A 15,128-nucleotide genomic window follows, 5' to 3' on the forward strand; every position below is an offset into this window, starting at 1 on the left:
CGGTGTGATGGTGCGGGTCGTGGGGGTTGTCGCAACGCGGGGGAATCGCGATTGCATGTCGCGATCACCTCTCGCGACACCCGTCGCGTTCAAGCCTCGCGACGTCTGTCGAGATCAAGCTTTTCGACGACGCGGTTTCGCCGCCGGTTTCGCCGGGGCGGGGTGCATGCTGCGCGCGACTTCCAGCAGCGCGCCCTGCTGCTTGCTGTTCAATCCGCGGTACGCGGCGAGCAGTTCGTGCTCACCCTTGGTGCGCGACGGATCCAGCGTGCTGGCCAGTTCGCCCAGCAACGCGCCGGCGGGAACGCCGAAGGTGCGCGCCAGCGCGTCCAACTGGTCGCGGCCCGGGAGTTTCTCGCCTTGCAGCCACGCGCTGACAGTGGCCACGCCGGCGCGCGGGATGGCGGTGGCGATGTCGGCGGTGGTGAGGCCGCGGGCCTTGGCAAGCAGGCGCAGGGTGGAAGCCAGTGGCATGTCGATCACTCCTTTGCTCCTTCACTCTTTCAGGCGTGGGCGCAGCGTGGCCAGGTTGCACGGGCGCGTGCGCGCGTCGAGCTGGGCCTGGATGATCTTCTCCCACGCGGTGCGGCAGGCGGAAGTGGAACCGGGCAGCGCGAACAGGAACGTTCCGTTGGCCAACCCCGCGAATGCACGCGACTGCAGCGTCGACGTGCCGATCTCCTCGAAGCTCAGCGCGCGGAACAGCTCGCCAAAACCGGTCATCTGCTTGTCCAGCAGCGGCAGCAGCGCTTCGGGCGTGGAATCGCGACCGGTGAACCCGGTGCCGCCGGTGACGAGGATGCCGTCGATGCCGTCATCGGCGATCCATTGCGACACCTTCGCGCGCAACTGGTAGCGGTCGTCGCGCAGCAGGGCGCGATCGGCGAGGGCGTGGCCGGCGGTGGTCAACGCATCGACCAGGTAATCGCCTGAAGTGTCTTCGGCCAGCGTGCGCGTGTCGGACACGGTCAGCACGCACAGGCGCAGCGGAATGAAGTCGCGGGTAGCGGTCATCGCCGCAGTGTAGGGCGGGTCTCGACCCGCCGCGAGGGGGCGAGCGGCTTGCGTTGATGGTGGGTCGAACCGGCGAGCAGAACAATTTCGACTGCGGCCGGATCAAGTCGAAGGGACGAGGGGTCGGTCGACAACGGCGGGTCAAGACCCACCCTACGCCTTGGCGGCGACGGAAAGCGAGTACCACTGCGTTTCGTCCTCGTTCCAGCCGGCCGCGCGGTACAGCGCGCGCGCCGGTACGTTGTCACGCGTGGTTTCCAGCATCAGGCCGGCGGCGCCCTGGTCGCGGGCGAATTGGGCGGCGCCGTCGAGCAGTGCTTGCGCCACGCCATGTCGACGCGCGCCTTCGTCGACGTAGAGATCGTTGAGGATCCAGACCCGCGCGGTGCGCACCGAGGAGAACATCGGATAGAGCTGGGTGAAGCCGGCCGGCTGCCCGTCCAGCAGCGCGAGCAGGACTACGGATTCGTCGCGTTGCAGACGTTCGCGCAGGAAGTCCCGGGCGCGTTCGATGTCGCCGGGCTGCTGGTAGAAGCGGCGATAGGCGTCGAAGAGCGGCGCGATGTGATCCAGATCGTCGAGTGTTGCGCGGTGCAGGGTGACGCCCATGGGGTCCTCGCGGGCCGGAAGTGATCGGAGGATCGTAGCCGTGGAGGGCGAGATTGCGTTTGTTCAGGGTTGCTGTTTGCGGTGACGCACGAGGCCGCCCGCTTGCGTGGCGCAGGCTTGCTCGGCACAAACGATGGGGATGCATGGATGGGGGCGTGCCGGGCAGCTCGGCACGAGGGATCGGCGAAGCCGTCTGCGATCATCGCCAAAGCGAAGGCCGCCAAGGCTGCCGCGGCACGGCTTCGTGTGGATGCGGCCCCACGCGTTGCACGCGATGGGTGCCGGATTCGAACTTCAGCCGCGAGTACGCGCCGCGGCCTTCGACGCGGGCGATGACTTCCTTGAAGCCGCCTTCCACCTTCCAGCGCTGTCGCTCGGCATAGCGCGAGTACATGCGAAGCGGTCTCCGGTGGAACAACTCCGATCTTTACCCGGAGCTGCCTGCCGCCGCAGCGCTAGGCCGCAGCGGCGCAACGTTCGGGCATCGCGAGCGCCTGCGCCAGATCGCTCCACAGATCGTCGGCGTGTTCGATGCCCACCGACAGCCGCAGCAAGCCTGGCGTGATGCCGTTAGCCGCCTTCGCCGCATCGCTGACCACGCGATGAGTCAGGCCGGCCGGGTGCTGGATCAAGGTATCGACCGAGCCCAGGCTGACCGCCGGCGTCATCAGCCGCACCGTGCGCATCACCGCGGCCGCGGCGTCGTGGCCGCCGGCGAGTTCGAACGCGATTAGCGTGCCGGGGCCGCGCATCTGCGTCTCGAGCAAGTACGCGTTGCGCACAGTGCCGAGCCCCGGATAGTGCACCCGCGCCACCGCCGGGTGCGCGGCCAGCTTCAACGCAAGCACGCGCGCATTTGCCTGCGCGCGCTCGACGCGCAAGGCCAGAGTCGGCAGTCCTCGGTGCAACAGGTAAGCGGCCAGCGGATGCAGCAAGGCGCCGGTCGCCGCGCGCACGGTGCGCAGCGGCCGTGCCCGCGCTTCGCTGCAGCAAACCACACCGGCGATCACGTCGCCGTGGCCGCCGAGGAACTTGGTTGCGCTGTGCAGCACATAAGCCGCGCCGAGTTCGGCCGGGTTCTGCAGCACAGGCGTGGCAAAGGTCGAATCGACCAGCACCGGCACCTCGCCAGCCGCGGCGACGGCGGCGCGGATATCGACCAGGTCGAGCGTGGGATTGGCGGGAGTCTCGATCACGATCAGCGCCGTGTCGGCGCGCAAGCGCGCCGCAATCTGGTCAGCGTCGACAAACTCGGCATCCAGTCCGCACAGCCCGCTGGCCAGTAAATGGTCGGACGTGCCGTACAGCGGCCGCACCACCAGCACGTGTGCACCGTGCTGACGGCGTTCGAGTAATACCGCGGTCAACGCCGCCATGCCGGACGCGAATGCGACGCAGGCCTCGGTGCCCTCCAACTGCGCCAACGCGCCTTCGGTGCGCGCGACCGTCGGATTGTGCAGACGCGCGTAGATCGGGTTCGCGGCGCTGGCTTCGCCGCCGACCAGCGCGTCGAAGCTGGCGGTGCCTGCGTGCAAATCAACCACCGGATAGGTAGTGGACAGGTCCAGCGGCGGCGCATGCACGCACAGTTCGCCGAAATCCTCGCGGCCTGCATGAACGGCGCGGGTATCGAAACGGGGCATAACGGCAATCCAATTTTTAAAACAGGTGTGATCCTAGAACGAGGTTCGCAATGTAATATCAATTTCGAACATTATTTCGTATGGAGGCAAAATGACGGCACTTGACCGAATAGACTTCACCCTGCTGCGGTTGCTGCGAAAGAATGCTCGGCTGCCCAACAAGGACCTCGCGGCGAAAGCCGGGGTGGCGCCGTCGACGGCGCTTGAGCGGGTCCGACGACTGCGCGAGTCGCGGGCGATTCTCGGCTTCCATGCCGAAGTAGCGCCGGCCGCGATCGGCATCGGGCTGCAGGCGATGATCTCGGTGCGGCTGGCGCGACACTCGCGCGAGCTGGTCGACAGCTTTCACGAACACCTGCTGCGCCTACCCGAGGTGCTGGCCTTCTATCACGTCGCCGGCGCCGACGATTTCCTCGTGCACGTCGGCGTGCGCGGCAGCGACCACTTGCGCGACTTCGCGCTGACCGCATTCACCGAACGCGCTGAGGTCTCCCACATCGAGACTCGGCTGATCTTCGAATTCCGTCGCAATCCCGAGCTGCCGGTCTACGTGCAGCAGGAAGACTGACTACAAGGCGTCGATATCGCCGAGCGCGCGGATCAGTCGCCGCGCGCGTTTGTAGGGCTTGCTGTCCGGGGCCTGGTAGCCGGTGCGCTCGGCGGCGCGGTACAGCGCGCGCCGGTGCGTTGTCGCGCGTGGTTTCCAGCATCAGGCCGGCGGCGCCCTGGTCGCAGACGAATTGCGCCGCGCCATCGAGCAGTAGCTGCCACGCCGCAGCGTCGCGCGGATTCAGCGTCGCCCTTCGACTTCGCGCCTGCGGCGCTACGCTCAGGTTGAGCGGGGAGGCGAATCGTTTGACCGCGACGCTTCTCGTGCCTGCTGAGCGGTCAGCGCACCAGACGCGGATGCTGCTTTGTAGGCATTCCCGGATTAGCAGGTCGAGCGTGGCGGAAGCAAACGATTGCGTCCCACGATCGCTCGCGCGCGGCACTAGGGTCACGGGTTCGCCGTCAGCCGCGCCAGTTCGTCGGCCTGGTTTTCCTGCTGCAGCCGGTCGACCAGCGCGTCCAGGTTGCCTTCGATGACGTTGGGCAGGTCGTACAGGGTCAGGCCTTCGACACGGTGGTCGGTGATGCGGCCCTGCGGGAAGTTGTAGGTGCGGATGCGCTGGCTGCGGTCGCCGCTGCCGACCTGGAGCTTGCGCGTTTCCGCCTGCGCCGCCGCGGCCTTGGCGGCCTGCGCTTCGGCGATGATCGCGGACAGGCGCTTCATCGCCTTGTCGCGGTTGGCGTGCTGGCTGCGCTCGGTCTGGCTCTCCACCACTATCCCGGTGGGCACGTGGGTGATGCGGATCGCCGACTCGGTCTTGTTGACGTGCTGCCCGCCCGCGCCGCTGGAGCGGAAGGTGTCGACTTTCAGGTCGGCGGGATTGATCTCCACCGGTTCGCCTTCGCTTTCCACCGGGATGATCGCCACCGTCGCCGCGGAGGTGTGGATGCGGCCCTGCGACTCGGTAGCCGGTACGCGTTGCACGCGGTGGGTGCCGGATTCGAATTTCAGCCGCGAGTACGCGCCGCGGCCTTCGACGCGGGCGATCACTTCCTTGAAGCCGCCGTGTTCGCCGGGACTGGCGGATTCGACTTCCACTTTCCAGCCCTGGCGCTCGGCGTAGCGCGAATACATGCGGAACAGGTCGCCGGCGAAGATCGCCGCTTCGTCGCCACCGGTGCCGGCGCGTACTTCGAGATAGATGTCGCCGTCGTCGCGGGCGTCCTTGGGGATCAGGTGCGCGAGCAGTTCGGCGTCGAGTTTCTCCAGGCGTTCGTGGGCGCTGGCGATTTCCTCCTCGGCCAGTTCACGCAGTTCCGGGTCGTTACGCATCGCCTGCGCCGCATCGAGGTCGCGCCGTGCCTGCGCCTCGGCGGCCAGTGCGTTGACGACGGGTTCGAGCTGGGCGAATTCGCGCGACAGCTTGCGGAACTGGTTGGCGTCGCCGATCACGCCCGGATCGGCGAGCAGGCGTTCGAGTTCTTCGCGCCGTTCGGCCAGGGCTTCGAGTTTGCGGCGCAGGGTGGGGGTCATGAGGGCGTTATCGAGGAGTCGCGATTCGGGGTCGGCGGGGCGAAAAAAGCTGCATTCCGAGCGTGGCGAGGGGGCTGCTGTTGGCGTCCATCCAATAAGCGCCAGTGGTTTGCCGTCATCGGCCGCGGGCGCGGCATCAACAATACTGGTGCGTGGGTGGAGTCGCGGGCCGGTCCCTCGCTGCGCTCGGGATGACAGCCGTTATGCTCGGGATGCCAGCTAATGCTCGCCGCTTTCGCTGTCTTCGCCGGCAGGATCGGGCAGCGCGGGGAACAGTTTGTCCGCGGCGCGTGCCAGTTCGGCATTGCCGGTCAGTGCGGCCTCGCGCAGCGCCATGGTGGGCGCGTGCAACAGCTTGTTGGTCAGCGTGTGCGCGAGGAAATCCAGCACCGCTTCCGGCGGCTGGCCCGATGCGAGTTGCTGCTTCGCCTTCGCCAGGACTTCGGCCTTGGCGGCTTCGCCGTGCGCGCGCAGGTGCTTGAGCGGTTGCGTGCGGGTGCTGGCGGCGACGGTTTCCGCGTAGCGCGCCACTTGCATGTCGACGATGGCTTCGGCTTCGTCGGCGGCTTCGCGGCGACTGCGGCGGTTGTCTTCGATCGCGCGTTCGAGATCGTCGACCGTGTAGAGGAAGACGTCCTTCAGCTCCGCGACGTCGCTGGCGATGTCGCGCGGCACCGCGAGGTCGACCAGCAGCATCGGCCGGTGCCGGCGCGCGGCGAGTGCGGCGGCGACCTGCGGCTTGTGCAGGATCGGATCGCGCGCGGCGGTGGCGGAGATGACGACGTCGGCTTCGGCCAGGTGTCGGTCGAGTTCGGACAACGCCAATGCATAGCCACCGTGGCGCGTCGCCAGGTCCTGCGCATGCACCAGCGTGCGGTTGGCGATGAGCAGCCGCTTCACCGAGGCCTGCACCAGGTGGCGCGCGGCCAGTTCGATGGTCTCGCCCGCGCCGATCAGCAGCACGGTGGAGTCGGGCAGTCGCGCGAAGGATTCCTGCGCCAGGCGCACCGCGGTGGACGCGACGGACACGGGATTCGCGCCGATGCGGGTGTCGGTGCGCGCGCGCTTGGCGGTCGCGAAAGCCTGCTGGAACAGGCGGTCGAGCTGGGTGCCCAGGCTGCCCGCGCTGCGCGCCGTCGCCCAGGCGTCCTTCACCTGGCCGAGGATCTGCGGTTCGCCCAGCACCAGCGAATCCAGCCCGGTCGCCACCCGGAACAGGTGGCGGACGGCGTCGGCGTCGGCGTGCCGATACAGGTAGGCGTGCAGATCGCCTGCGTCTTCGGGATGCGTGGCGAGCCAATCGGCCAGGGCGCGGCCGTCGTCGTCGGCGATGGCGTAGAGCTCGGTGCGGTTGCAGGTGGACAGCAGCGCGACTTCGCTCACCGACGGCAGTCCGCGCAATGCCTGCAGCGCCGCCGGAATCGCGTCCCCGGAAAACGCCACCCGCTCGCGCAGGCTGACCGGCGCGGTCTGGTGGTTGATGCCAAGGACGAACAGGCTCATCTAGATGGGAACTTGCCCCCGCTCGCGACGGTCAGGGCAGATGACCGTTCAGGGGCTTGCGCTAAGCTGGCTGTGAAGGTCGCCATTCTAACGGCCGCTGCTCCAACAGGGTTCCACTTGCGCCCAGATGCCTCGCTGAGCAACACCCGAACCGCCCTCGTTGCCGCGCTGCTCGTGGCGATGTCGCTGGCCTGCATGCCCGCCAGCGCCGGCTCGAAGCGGACCGCGGCCGATCCGGTCGTGCAATCGCTCGAGCCGACGATGGCCGGCGAGTTCGCCCTGCAGGCGGGCGACTTCAACGCGGCCGCCAAGGCCTACCTGGCGGCGGCGAAGGCAGCCAACGACGCCACCCTCGCCGAACGCGCCACCCGCATCGCCCTGCTCGCCAAGGACGACAAGCGCACGGCCGAAGCCCTCGCGCTGTGGCGCCGTCTCGGTGGCGATCCGCTGGCGCAGGCGGCCGTCGACGCGACGCTGTCACTGCGTCGCGGGGACGAGCGCGGCGCGCGGCGCAAGTTCGAGCCGCTGCTCACGACAAAGAGCGATCAAGGCTGGCAACTGCTGGTTGGCGTCCTGGGCGTGGGTGCCACCGACCCGAAACAGTCCGGTCGCGTGCTGGGGCGGTTGCTCGACGACAACGTCCTGCCCGACAAGCTGGTCGCCTGGCTCGCCCTGGGTGGGCTGGCGCAGCGCATCGATGACGACGCGCTCTCCGAACGCATCGTCAATGAGGTCCTGCGACGCTTCCCCGGCGAGCCGCGCGTGGCCCTGCTGCGCGCCAGCCAGCTGCGCGAGGCCGGGAAACCGGATGAAGCCCGCAAGGTGCTCGCGGCGCTCGGCCCGGAGGTCCTGTCGCAGCCGGATTTCCGCCTGCAGGTCGCCGCGCAATACGACCAGCTTGGCGACTTCGCCGCGGCGGCAGAGGTGCTGTCGCGCGGCGAACAGGACGACCAGACCTACTCCCTGCGCGCCTCGCTGCTCGCACGCGGCGAGGACAAGACCGCGTTGACCGCGCTGTACGAGGAACTGCGCGTGGATTCGGCCAATCCGGATCCACAACGCCGACTCCTGCTGGGCCAGATCGCCGAATTCCTCAAGCGTTTCGACGAAGCCCTCGCCTGGTACCGCGGCGTTGCCGGCGGTCCGCAGCGCTGGCCCGCACGCCTGCGTGCCGCCAACGTGCTGCATGAACTCAAGCGCGGCCCCGAGGCCTACCAGTCGCTGCACGACCTGCAGGCCGATGCGTCCGCGTCCGACGAGACGCGGCGCGACGGCTACATCCTGGAAGCCGAACTGCGCACCCGCGACAAGAACAGCAACGGCGAGCTCGACGCCTACGCGCGCGGCCTGGCGGCATTCCCGGATGACGGCGACCTGCTGTATGCGCGCGCGCTGGGCTGGGAGCGCCGCGACGACATCGCCCGCGCCGAAGCCGACTTCAAGAAGATCCTCGCCGCCGACGCCAACAACACCGCCGCGCTGAACGCCTACGGCTACACGCTCGCCGATCGCACCACGCGCTACAAGGAAGCGCTGGTGCTGATCGACCGCGCGCGCGCGGCCGAGCCCGACAACGCCGCGATCATCGACAGCTACGGCTGGGTGCTGTTCCGCCTGGGACGCACCGAGGAAGCGCTGGGCGAGCTGCGCCGCGCCTTCATCCTGGAAAAGGACCCGGACATCGCCGCCCACGTCGGCGAAGTGCTGTGGGAGCTCGGCCGCAAGGATGAAGCGCGCAAGTACCTCGAGGAATCGCGCAAGCTCGATCCGGACAATCGCGCGCTGCAACGCGTGCTGCAGAAGATCGGCGAATGAAGTCGGCGGTTCGGGCGTTGCTCGCGGCCGGCCTGTGCGCGGTCGCGTTGTCGGGTTGTGTGCCGCAACAGGTCCGACCGGTGCCGCCCACCCCGGCCCAGACCGCCGGTGCGATGCAGGCTCAGCAGGCGCGTGAGGCGAAGCTGCGTGCGCAGCCCGGCTGGTCGCTGAGCGGACGCCTGGCGGTGTCCACCGGCAAGCGCGGCGGCAGTGGGCGCATCGACTGGGACCAGCGGGGTCCGGGTTACCAGATCGTCCTGAGTGCCCCGGTGACGCGCCAGAGCTGGCGCCTGGAAGGCGACGACCGATCCGTCCGCCTGGAGGGTGTCGAAGGCGGTCCCCGCGAGGGCGACGACGCCGAAACCCTGCTGCTGGACGCGACCGGCTGGCGGATTCCGGTGGCGTCATTGCCGGACTGGGTGCGTGGCCTGGCAACGCCGGATGCCGACGGAGCGCCGCGCGACGCCGTCGAATTCAGCGCGGACGGACGCCTTCGCCAGATCAGCCAGGCCGGGTGGGTCATCGAATATCCCGAGTGGTACCCGGCCGACGCCCACGGGGTCGAAATGCCGCGACGGATCGTTGCGCGCCGCGACGGCGCGATGATCCGGCTGGTGATCGACCAGTGGAACCCGCGCGCGCCGTAGCGTCCCCGCCTGGCCTGGTTCGCTTTGGCCACGGCAGGTGGGCCATGGGTCATCGGCAGGACTTGTAGTCGCAACACTGGATAGGGGGCGGGTGATTTACCCTTCGCCTCCCTCACGCTTACCAATCGGTCTCATGACCGCGACACCCGGCCTCACATCCGCCGCACTCCCGACCGACGCGTGGACCCAGTGGCCGGCCCCGGCCAAGCTGAACCTGTTCCTGCGCATCACCGGTCGCCGCGCCGACGGGTACCACGAGCTGCAGACCGTGTTCCGCCTGCTCGACTGGGGCGACACGATCCGACTGCGGGTGCGCGACGACGGTGTCATACAGCGCCACGGTCCGTCCCTGCCGGGCATCGCCGAGGCGGATGATCTCGCGGTCCGAGCGGCAAAATTGCTGCAACATGAGTCTAAGGCCGGCAAAGGTGCCGACATCGTCATCGAAAAGCGCATTCCGGCAGGAGGTGGCTTTGGTGGCGGCTCGTCCGACGCGGCGACCGTTCTGGTCGCGCTGGACCGGCTCTGGGGCCTCGACCTGGGGCTGGAACGGCTGGCGAAAATGGGTCTGGCGCTGGGCGCCGACGTGCCTGTCTTCGTCCGTGGTGAGAATGCCTGGGCCGAAGGGGTGGGCGAACGGCTGTCGCCCCTGGCGCTGCCATCTGCGTGGTACCTGCTGGCCGATCCCGGCGTCCATGCACCCACGGCTGCCTTGTTCCAAGCCCCTGATTTGACGCGCAATGCGGCGCCCGCGACAATATCCGACTTCGTTTCGGGAATTGGGCTCGGGAACGCGTTCGAGCCGGTCCTGCGCGCGCGCGAACCTGCCGTCGAGGCGGTCTTCGCGACGCTGGCGCAGGTCGGCGAACCGCGATTGACCGGGTCCGGGAGCGGCTGCTTCGTCGAATTCGCCACACGCGAATCGGCCGAAGCGGCACTGGCAGCCTTGCCGTCCGGCCTGCGGGTCTGGCTGGCGGAGGGAGCGGCGAGATCGCCGCTGCTGGATGCGCTCGCAACGCACGAATCGTCATCCCGAGCGTAGCGAGGGACCTGCTTCACGCAACGCTGTGGCGACGCACGAAACAGGTTCCCAACACGCCTCGGAGTGACGGAAATACAGGGGCGTCGCCAAGTGGTTAAGGCACCGGGTTTTGATCCCGGCATTCGTAGGTTCGAATCCTTCCGCCCCTGCCAGTTTTTCGAAAGTCGCTGATTCGCTGATCCAGACTCGCTGATCCAGATTCGCCGACCCAGATTCGCCAATCAAATTCGTCGATTGAGTTCGTCGATCCCCGGAGTGCGCAGGCAGTTCACCCGCTTGTCGCAACCCAACCACTTCACCTCCCGACTCCGGCCCGCCATGCAAACCGATCGCAACCTGCTGGTCTTCAGTGGCAACGCCAACCGCCCGCTCGCCGAGGCGGTATGCAAGGAGCTGGGCATCCGCATGGGCAAGGCCCTGGTCAGCCGGTTTTCCGACGGCGAAGTCCAGGTGGAAATCGAGGAAAACGTCCGTCGCCAGGAAGTGTTCGTCATCCAGCCGACGAATGCGCCGAGCGCGGAAAACCTGGTCGAACTGCTGGTCCTGATCGACGCGCTCAAGCGCGCATCGGTGTCCAGTGTGACCGCGGTGGTGCCGTACTTCGGCTACGCCCGCCAGGATCGTCGCCCGCGTTCGGCGCGCGTGCCGATCACGGCCAAGGTGGCTGCGAAGATGTTCAGCGCCGTCGGTACCGACCGCGTCCTGACCGTCGACCTGCACGCCGACCAGATCCAGGGTTTCTTCGACCTGCCGGTCGACAACGTGTACGCCTCGCCGCTGCTGCTCGCCGACATCTGGCGCGCGCACGGTACCGACAACCTGATCGTGGTCTCGCCGGACGTCGGCGGCGTAGTGCGTGCGCGTGCCATCGCCAAGCGCCTGGACGACGCGGACCTGGCGATCATCGACAAGCGCCGTCCGCGCGCCAACGTCGCCACGGTGATGAACATCATCGGTGACGTCGAAGGCAAGACCTGCGTGCTCGTCGACGACATCGTCGATACCGCCGGCACCTTGTGCGCTGCCGCCGCCGCGCTCAAGGCGCGTGGCGCGCTGAAGGTCGTCGCCTACTGCACCCATCCGGTGCTGTCGGGCGCGGCGATCGACAACATCACGAAATCGCAGCTCGATGAGCTGGTGGTGACCGACACCATCCCGCTCAGCGCAGCCGCCAGGGCCTGTGGCCGCATCCGCCAGCTCAGCGTCGCCGAGCTGCTCGCGGAAACGATTCGCCGCATCGCCTTCGGTGAATCCGTCAGTTCGTTGTACGTCGACTAGTCGACCGCAGCGAATCGACACGGGCTTCGGCCCAACCCACTCATCTGGTCGCGGGTGAGTGGCATTGCCGCCGCGAGGCGGTTTCATTGCAAGCAAAGTGAGTAACGACAATGTCTGAACACAAGATCTCGGCCACTGGCCGCGAAGCCGCAGGGAAGGGTGCGAGCCGCCGCCTGCGTCGCGCCGCCAGCATCCCGGCCATCGTCTACGGCGGCAGCGCCGCCCCCCAGAGCGTCCAGCTCGAGCACGAGAAGACCTGGCTCGCCAGCCAGAACGAGTGGTTCTACTCGTCGATCCTCGACCTCGACATCGACGGCAAGGTGCAGAAGGTGCTGCTGCGTGACATGCAGCGCCATCCGTACAAGCAGATCATCATGCACCTGGATTTCCAGCGCGTGGACGAGAACCAGGCGCTGCGCGCCAAGGTTCCGCTGCACTTCCTGGGCCAGGAAAAGTCGCCGGCCGGCAAGACCGCTGGCGTGCTGGTCCTGCACGAGCTCAACGAAGTCGAAGTGAGCTGCCTGCCGAAGAACCTGCCTGAGTTCATCGAGATCGACCTGTCGGCCCTGGCCATCGGCGAGATCATCCACCTGTCGCAGCTCAAGCTGCCGGCCGGCGTGGAAATCCCGGAACTCAAGCTGGGCAAGGAACACGACGTCGCCGTCGTGATCGCCAAGCACGGCAAGGAAGAAGTCGAGGCCGCCGAAGCTCCGGCAGCCGCCGAAGTGCCGGCCGCCAAGGTCAGCAAGAAGGAAGAGAAGTAATCACGGCTGCCCGGCGCGCGTCCACGCGCGCCGGAGCAGTACGGCTTGCTTGCTTCATCGATGGCTGGTTTGCGCCTCATCGTCGGGCTGGGAAATCCCGGTCCCGAACACACCCGGACCCGGCACAACGCCGGGTTCTGGTTTGTGGACGCCCTTGCGGCGAAATCCGGCGTGCGCTTCGGCCTGGAACCAAAGCTGTTCGGCGAAACCGCGAAGGTCGACATCGCCGGCCAGAACGTGTGGCTGCTCAAGCCGGCCACGTTCATGAACCTTTCCGGCAAGTCGGTCACCGCAGCGCTGCGCTACTGGAAGATCGAGCCGGAAGAAATGCTGGTCGCGCACGATGAGCTCGACCTGCCCTCAGGTACGCCGCGCCTGAAGTTCGACGGCGGCGCCGGTGGCCAAAACGGCATTCGCGACATCATGCGTCTGCTGGGCCACGGCAAGTTCGCGCGCCTGCGCGTCGGCATCGGCCATCCCGGCCACAAGGACCGCGTTACGTCATGGGTGCTGGGCAAACCCGGCAGTGACGATGAAGCCTCGATCCTGCGCGCCATCGACGACGCCATCGACGTGCTGCCACTGGCGGTGTCCGGCGATTTCAACGAAGCGATGAAGCGGCTCAATACCGCCAAGGCGTGATTCTGGAGTGGGGATTGGCGACGTCGCCAGTCTCCAGCCCCGAATCCCGAAGCTTTTTTCAACAGCCCCAGGCTGTCTTTCCCGGAGTTTTCCATGGGCATCAAATGCGGCATCGTCGGCCTGCCCAACGTCGGCAAGTCGACCCTGTTCAACGCGCTTACCAAGGCAGGTATCGCCGCGGCCAATTTCCCGTTCTGCACGATCGAGCCGAACGTCGGCATCGTGCCGGTGCCGGATCTGCGCCTCAATGCGCTGGCGGAGATCGTCAAGCCGCAGAAGTGCATTCCCACCGCGGTGGAATTCGTCGACATCGCCGGACTGGTCGCCGGTGCGGCGAGCGGTGAAGGCCTGGGCAACAAGTTCCTCGCCCACATCCGCGAAGTCGACGCGATCACGCACGTCGTGCGCTGCTTCGAGAATTCCGACGTCATCCACGTCAACAACAGGATCGACCCGATCGCCGATATCGAGACGATCGATACCGAGCTGGCGCTTGCTGACCTGGAATCGGTGGAAAAGGCGCTGCAGCGCGCCGAGCGCTCGGCCAAGACCGGCGACAAGGACGCGAAGGCGCGCGCGGAAGTGCTGGGGCGCGTCCGCACCGGCCTGGACGCGGGCAAGCCGGCGCGTGCGCTGGGCCTGTCCGACGACGACAAGGCGCAGGTGCGCGACCTGTTCCTGCTCACGCTGAAGCCGGTGATGTACGTGGCGAACGTGCTGGAAGACGGTTTCGAGAACAATCCGCACCTCGACGCCGTGCGCGCGCGCGCCGTGGGCGAGGGCGCCGAAGTGGTGCCGGTGTCCGCCGCGATCGAGGAAGAGCTGAGCCAGCTCGACGATGCCGACCGCGACACCTTCCTCCACGACCTCGGCCTGGACGAGCCCGGCCTGAACCGCGTGATCCGCGCCGCCTACAAGCTGCTGGGCCTGCAGACCTATTTCACCGCCGGCGTGAAGGAAGTCCGTGCCTGGACCGTGAAGGCCGGATCGACCGCTCCGCAGGCCGCGGCCGTGATCCATACCGACTTCGAGAAGGGCTTCATCCGCGCCGAAACGATCGGCTACGACGACTTCATCAAGTACAAGGGCGAATCCGGTGCCCGCGACGCGGGTCGCCTGCGCCTGGAAGGCAAGGAATACCGCGTGCAGGAAGGCGACGTCCTGCATTTCCGCTTCAACGTCTGATCGCGCCGCGCCGCGATAGAGCTCGCCTGCGGTGCTATCGAACGCGCCGCAGCGCGCTGGAGGCCGGGTTGCCGGGCTTGAGTTCCACGTCCCGGTTCGCCGGGGCGCATTCACCGCGATTGAACCAGGCTGCGGCGCCGTCGAAAGCGCTGCAGCGCGCTGGGAGCCCAAACGCCGGGCTCGCGTGTCTCGTCCCGGCACGCCAATGCGCACTCGGACCCTGAAAAAAGATTCCCGGAATGCGTTGACATCCTCAGGGTCGCTCACCAAAATAGCGGGCTCTTTGGAGGGATACCCAAGCGGCCAACGGGGGCAGACTGTAAATCTGCTGGCTTACGCCTTCGGTGGTTCGAATCCACCTCCCTCCACCAGTTTTCCGGTTGCAACAGATTTCCAGTTACATCGGACCGCTGGGGAAGTAACATGCAACACCCCGATGCCTTACCAGCAACGGGCGCTTCAAAAGGCAGTGCGCTTCAAGTACGAACCAACCCGGCATCTGCAAAGTGCTTGTTCCGGTGCGGGAGTAGTTCAATGGTAGAACTGTAGCCTTCCAAGCTACTAGCGCGGGTTCGATTCCCGTCTCCCGCTCCATTGATGCCGTAGCGTTTCCACTGCCTGTACAACTTGCTCACGTAGCTCAGTCGGTAGAGCACCTCCTTGGTAAGGAGGAGGTCGAAGGTTCGATTCCTTTCGTGAGCACCATCTTTTCTGGTCCCGCTTCGGTGGGGCCGGGTAACGGACCCCGCCCTGCGGGGTTTTGTCACGTCCCCCATCCAAGCAGCACAACGAGAAGCGACAGCCATGGCAAAGGGTAAGTTCGAGCGCACCAAGCCCCACGTAAACGTCGGCACGATCGGCCACGTGGACCACGGCAAGACCACGCTGACGGCAGCGCTGACC

At 67.1% G+C, this 15,128-nt stretch carries 15 protein-coding genes, 4 tRNA genes and 2 pseudogenes; 13 read left to right on the forward strand and 8 right to left on the reverse strand.

Annotation, left to right across the window (positions count from 1 at the left end; translation table 11 throughout):
- Positions 1 to 114: 114 nt before the first annotated feature.
- The 5 genes and pseudogenes from ACYVD7_RS10810 to ACYVD7_RS10830 all read right to left on the reverse strand — a co-directional run bounded on the left by ACYVD7_RS10810 (position 115) and on the right by ACYVD7_RS10830 (position 3,266).
- A complete protein-coding gene (locus ACYVD7_RS10810; RefSeq protein ID WP_460762862.1) occupies positions 115 to 474 on the reverse strand; it encodes a helix-turn-helix domain-containing protein in 360 nt (119 codons plus the stop codon).
- Between the two features lie 21 nt (positions 475 to 495).
- The gene (gene moaB / locus ACYVD7_RS10815) at positions 496 to 1,014 is read right to left on the reverse strand and encodes a molybdenum cofactor biosynthesis protein B (protein ID WP_460762865.1); all 519 of its coding nucleotides are present in this window, start codon (positions 1,012 to 1,014) and stop codon (positions 496 to 498) included.
- A 153-nt stretch (positions 1,015 to 1,167) separates the two neighbouring features.
- The gene (locus tag ACYVD7_RS10820; RefSeq protein WP_460762867.1) at positions 1,168 to 1,623 is read right to left on the reverse strand and encodes a GNAT family N-acetyltransferase; all 456 of its coding nucleotides are present in this window, start codon (positions 1,621 to 1,623) and stop codon (positions 1,168 to 1,170) included.
- Positions 1,624 to 1,882: 259 nt separating this feature from the next.
- A pseudogene (locus ACYVD7_RS10825) lies at positions 1,883 to 2,020 on the reverse strand (PCRF domain-containing protein); the annotation flags it as partial.
- Between the two features lie 58 nt (positions 2,021 to 2,078).
- The gene (locus ACYVD7_RS10830) at positions 2,079 to 3,266 is read right to left on the reverse strand and encodes a trans-sulfuration enzyme family protein (RefSeq protein WP_460762870.1); all 1,188 of its coding nucleotides are present in this window, start codon (positions 3,264 to 3,266) and stop codon (positions 2,079 to 2,081) included.
- A 91-nt stretch (positions 3,267 to 3,357) separates the two neighbouring features.
- Here ACYVD7_RS10830 and ACYVD7_RS10835 point away from each other — a divergent pair, with 91 nt between their 5' ends.
- A complete protein-coding gene (locus tag ACYVD7_RS10835) occupies positions 3,358 to 3,834 on the forward strand; it encodes an Lrp/AsnC family transcriptional regulator (RefSeq protein WP_460762873.1) in 477 nt (158 codons plus the stop codon).
- Here ACYVD7_RS10835 and ACYVD7_RS10840 read toward each other — a convergent pair.
- From ACYVD7_RS10840 to hemA, 3 genes and pseudogenes are all read right to left on the reverse strand, one after another.
- Positions 3,835 to 3,939 (reverse strand): annotated as a pseudogene (locus ACYVD7_RS10840) (RNA-binding protein); the annotation flags it as partial.
- A 324-nt stretch (positions 3,940 to 4,263) separates the two neighbouring features.
- Positions 4,264 to 5,349, reverse strand: coding sequence for a peptide chain release factor 1 (gene prfA / locus ACYVD7_RS10845; RefSeq protein ID WP_460762875.1), 1,086 nt, complete (start codon positions 5,347 to 5,349; stop codon positions 4,264 to 4,266).
- A gap of 219 nt (positions 5,350 to 5,568) precedes the next feature.
- A complete protein-coding gene (hemA, locus tag ACYVD7_RS10850; protein WP_460762878.1) occupies positions 5,569 to 6,852 on the reverse strand; it encodes a glutamyl-tRNA reductase in 1,284 nt (427 codons plus the stop codon).
- A 180-nt stretch (positions 6,853 to 7,032) separates the two neighbouring features.
- Here hemA and ACYVD7_RS10855 point away from each other — a divergent pair, with 180 nt between their 5' ends.
- From ACYVD7_RS10855 to ACYVD7_RS10910, 12 genes are all read left to right on the forward strand, one after another.
- Positions 7,033 to 8,667: a tetratricopeptide repeat protein gene (locus ACYVD7_RS10855; protein WP_460762897.1), complete on the forward strand. Its 1,635-nt coding sequence runs from the start codon at positions 7,033 to 7,035 to the stop codon at positions 8,665 to 8,667.
- Positions 8,664 to 9,314, forward strand: a complete 651-nt coding sequence (gene lolB, locus ACYVD7_RS10860) for a lipoprotein insertase outer membrane protein LolB (RefSeq protein ID WP_460762881.1) — start codon at positions 8,664 to 8,666, stop codon at positions 9,312 to 9,314. The genes ACYVD7_RS10855 and lolB overlap by 4 nt, the downstream gene beginning before the upstream one ends.
- 133 nt (positions 9,315 to 9,447) lie before the next feature.
- Positions 9,448 to 10,356, forward strand: a complete 909-nt coding sequence (gene ispE, locus ACYVD7_RS10865) for a 4-(cytidine 5'-diphospho)-2-C-methyl-D-erythritol kinase (protein WP_460762884.1) — start codon at positions 9,448 to 9,450, stop codon at positions 10,354 to 10,356.
- 76 nt (positions 10,357 to 10,432) lie between these two features.
- Positions 10,433 to 10,508, forward strand: a tRNA-Gln gene (locus ACYVD7_RS10870).
- 166 nt (positions 10,509 to 10,674) lie between these two features.
- Positions 10,675 to 11,634, forward strand: a complete 960-nt coding sequence (locus ACYVD7_RS10875; RefSeq protein ID WP_460762887.1) for a ribose-phosphate diphosphokinase — start codon at positions 10,675 to 10,677, stop codon at positions 11,632 to 11,634.
- Positions 11,635 to 11,744: 110 nt separating this feature from the next.
- Positions 11,745 to 12,398: a 50S ribosomal protein L25/general stress protein Ctc gene (locus ACYVD7_RS10880; RefSeq protein WP_460762889.1), complete on the forward strand. Its 654-nt coding sequence runs from the start codon at positions 11,745 to 11,747 to the stop codon at positions 12,396 to 12,398.
- A 60-nt stretch (positions 12,399 to 12,458) separates the two neighbouring features.
- Positions 12,459 to 13,040: an aminoacyl-tRNA hydrolase gene (pth, locus tag ACYVD7_RS10885; RefSeq protein WP_460762891.1), complete on the forward strand. Its 582-nt coding sequence runs from the start codon at positions 12,459 to 12,461 to the stop codon at positions 13,038 to 13,040.
- A gap of 93 nt (positions 13,041 to 13,133) precedes the next feature.
- A complete protein-coding gene (gene ychF, locus ACYVD7_RS10890) occupies positions 13,134 to 14,225 on the forward strand; it encodes a redox-regulated ATPase YchF (protein WP_460762894.1) in 1,092 nt (363 codons plus the stop codon).
- Between the two features lie 285 nt (positions 14,226 to 14,510).
- A tRNA-Tyr gene (locus ACYVD7_RS10895) sits at positions 14,511 to 14,596 on the forward strand.
- A gap of 149 nt (positions 14,597 to 14,745) precedes the next feature.
- A tRNA-Gly gene (locus ACYVD7_RS10900) sits at positions 14,746 to 14,819 on the forward strand.
- A 35-nt stretch (positions 14,820 to 14,854) separates the two neighbouring features.
- Positions 14,855 to 14,930, forward strand: a tRNA-Thr gene (locus tag ACYVD7_RS10905).
- 99 nt (positions 14,931 to 15,029) lie between these two features.
- On the forward strand, positions 15,030 to 15,128 hold a 99-nt coding region (locus ACYVD7_RS10910), incomplete at its 3' end, for a GTP-binding protein (protein ID WP_031270842.1).

This window comes from Lysobacter fragariae (assembly GCF_054779775.1).

Bases quoted from the DNA above. Each gene is read 5' to 3' on its own strand.
- ACYVD7_RS10830 (WP_460762870.1), bottom strand. From the start codon at position 3,266: ATGCCCCGTTTCGATACCCGCGCCGTTCATGCAGGCCGCGAGGATTTC.
- lolB (WP_460762881.1), top strand. From the start codon at position 8,664: ATGAAGTCGGCGGTTCGGGCGTTGCTCGCGGCCGGCCTGTGCGCGGTC.
- ychF (WP_460762894.1), top strand. From the start codon at position 13,134: ATGGGCATCAAATGCGGCATCGTCGGCCTGCCCAACGTCGGCAAGTCG.
- ACYVD7_RS10855 (WP_460762897.1), top strand. From the start codon at position 7,033: ATGTCGCTGGCCTGCATGCCCGCCAGCGCCGGCTCGAAGCGGACCGCG.
- ACYVD7_RS10820 (WP_460762867.1), bottom strand. From the start codon at position 1,623: ATGGGCGTCACCCTGCACCGCGCAACACTCGACGATCTGGATCACATC.
- prfA (WP_460762875.1), bottom strand. From the start codon at position 5,349: ATGACCCCCACCCTGCGCCGCAAACTCGAAGCCCTGGCCGAACGGCGC.
- ACYVD7_RS10810 (WP_460762862.1), bottom strand. From the start codon at position 474: ATGCCACTGGCTTCCACCCTGCGCCTGCTTGCCAAGGCCCGCGGCCTC.
- moaB (WP_460762865.1), bottom strand. From the start codon at position 1,014: ATGACCGCTACCCGCGACTTCATTCCGCTGCGCCTGTGCGTGCTGACC.
- ispE (WP_460762884.1), top strand. From the start codon at position 9,448: ATGACCGCGACACCCGGCCTCACATCCGCCGCACTCCCGACCGACGCG.
- ACYVD7_RS10880 (WP_460762889.1), top strand. From the start codon at position 11,745: ATGTCTGAACACAAGATCTCGGCCACTGGCCGCGAAGCCGCAGGGAAG.
- ACYVD7_RS10835 (WP_460762873.1), top strand. From the start codon at position 3,358: ATGACGGCACTTGACCGAATAGACTTCACCCTGCTGCGGTTGCTGCGA.
- pth (WP_460762891.1), top strand. From the start codon at position 12,459: ATGGCTGGTTTGCGCCTCATCGTCGGGCTGGGAAATCCCGGTCCCGAA.
- ACYVD7_RS10875 (WP_460762887.1), top strand. From the start codon at position 10,675: ATGCAAACCGATCGCAACCTGCTGGTCTTCAGTGGCAACGCCAACCGC.
- hemA (WP_460762878.1), bottom strand. From the start codon at position 6,852: ATGAGCCTGTTCGTCCTTGGCATCAACCACCAGACCGCGCCGGTCAGC.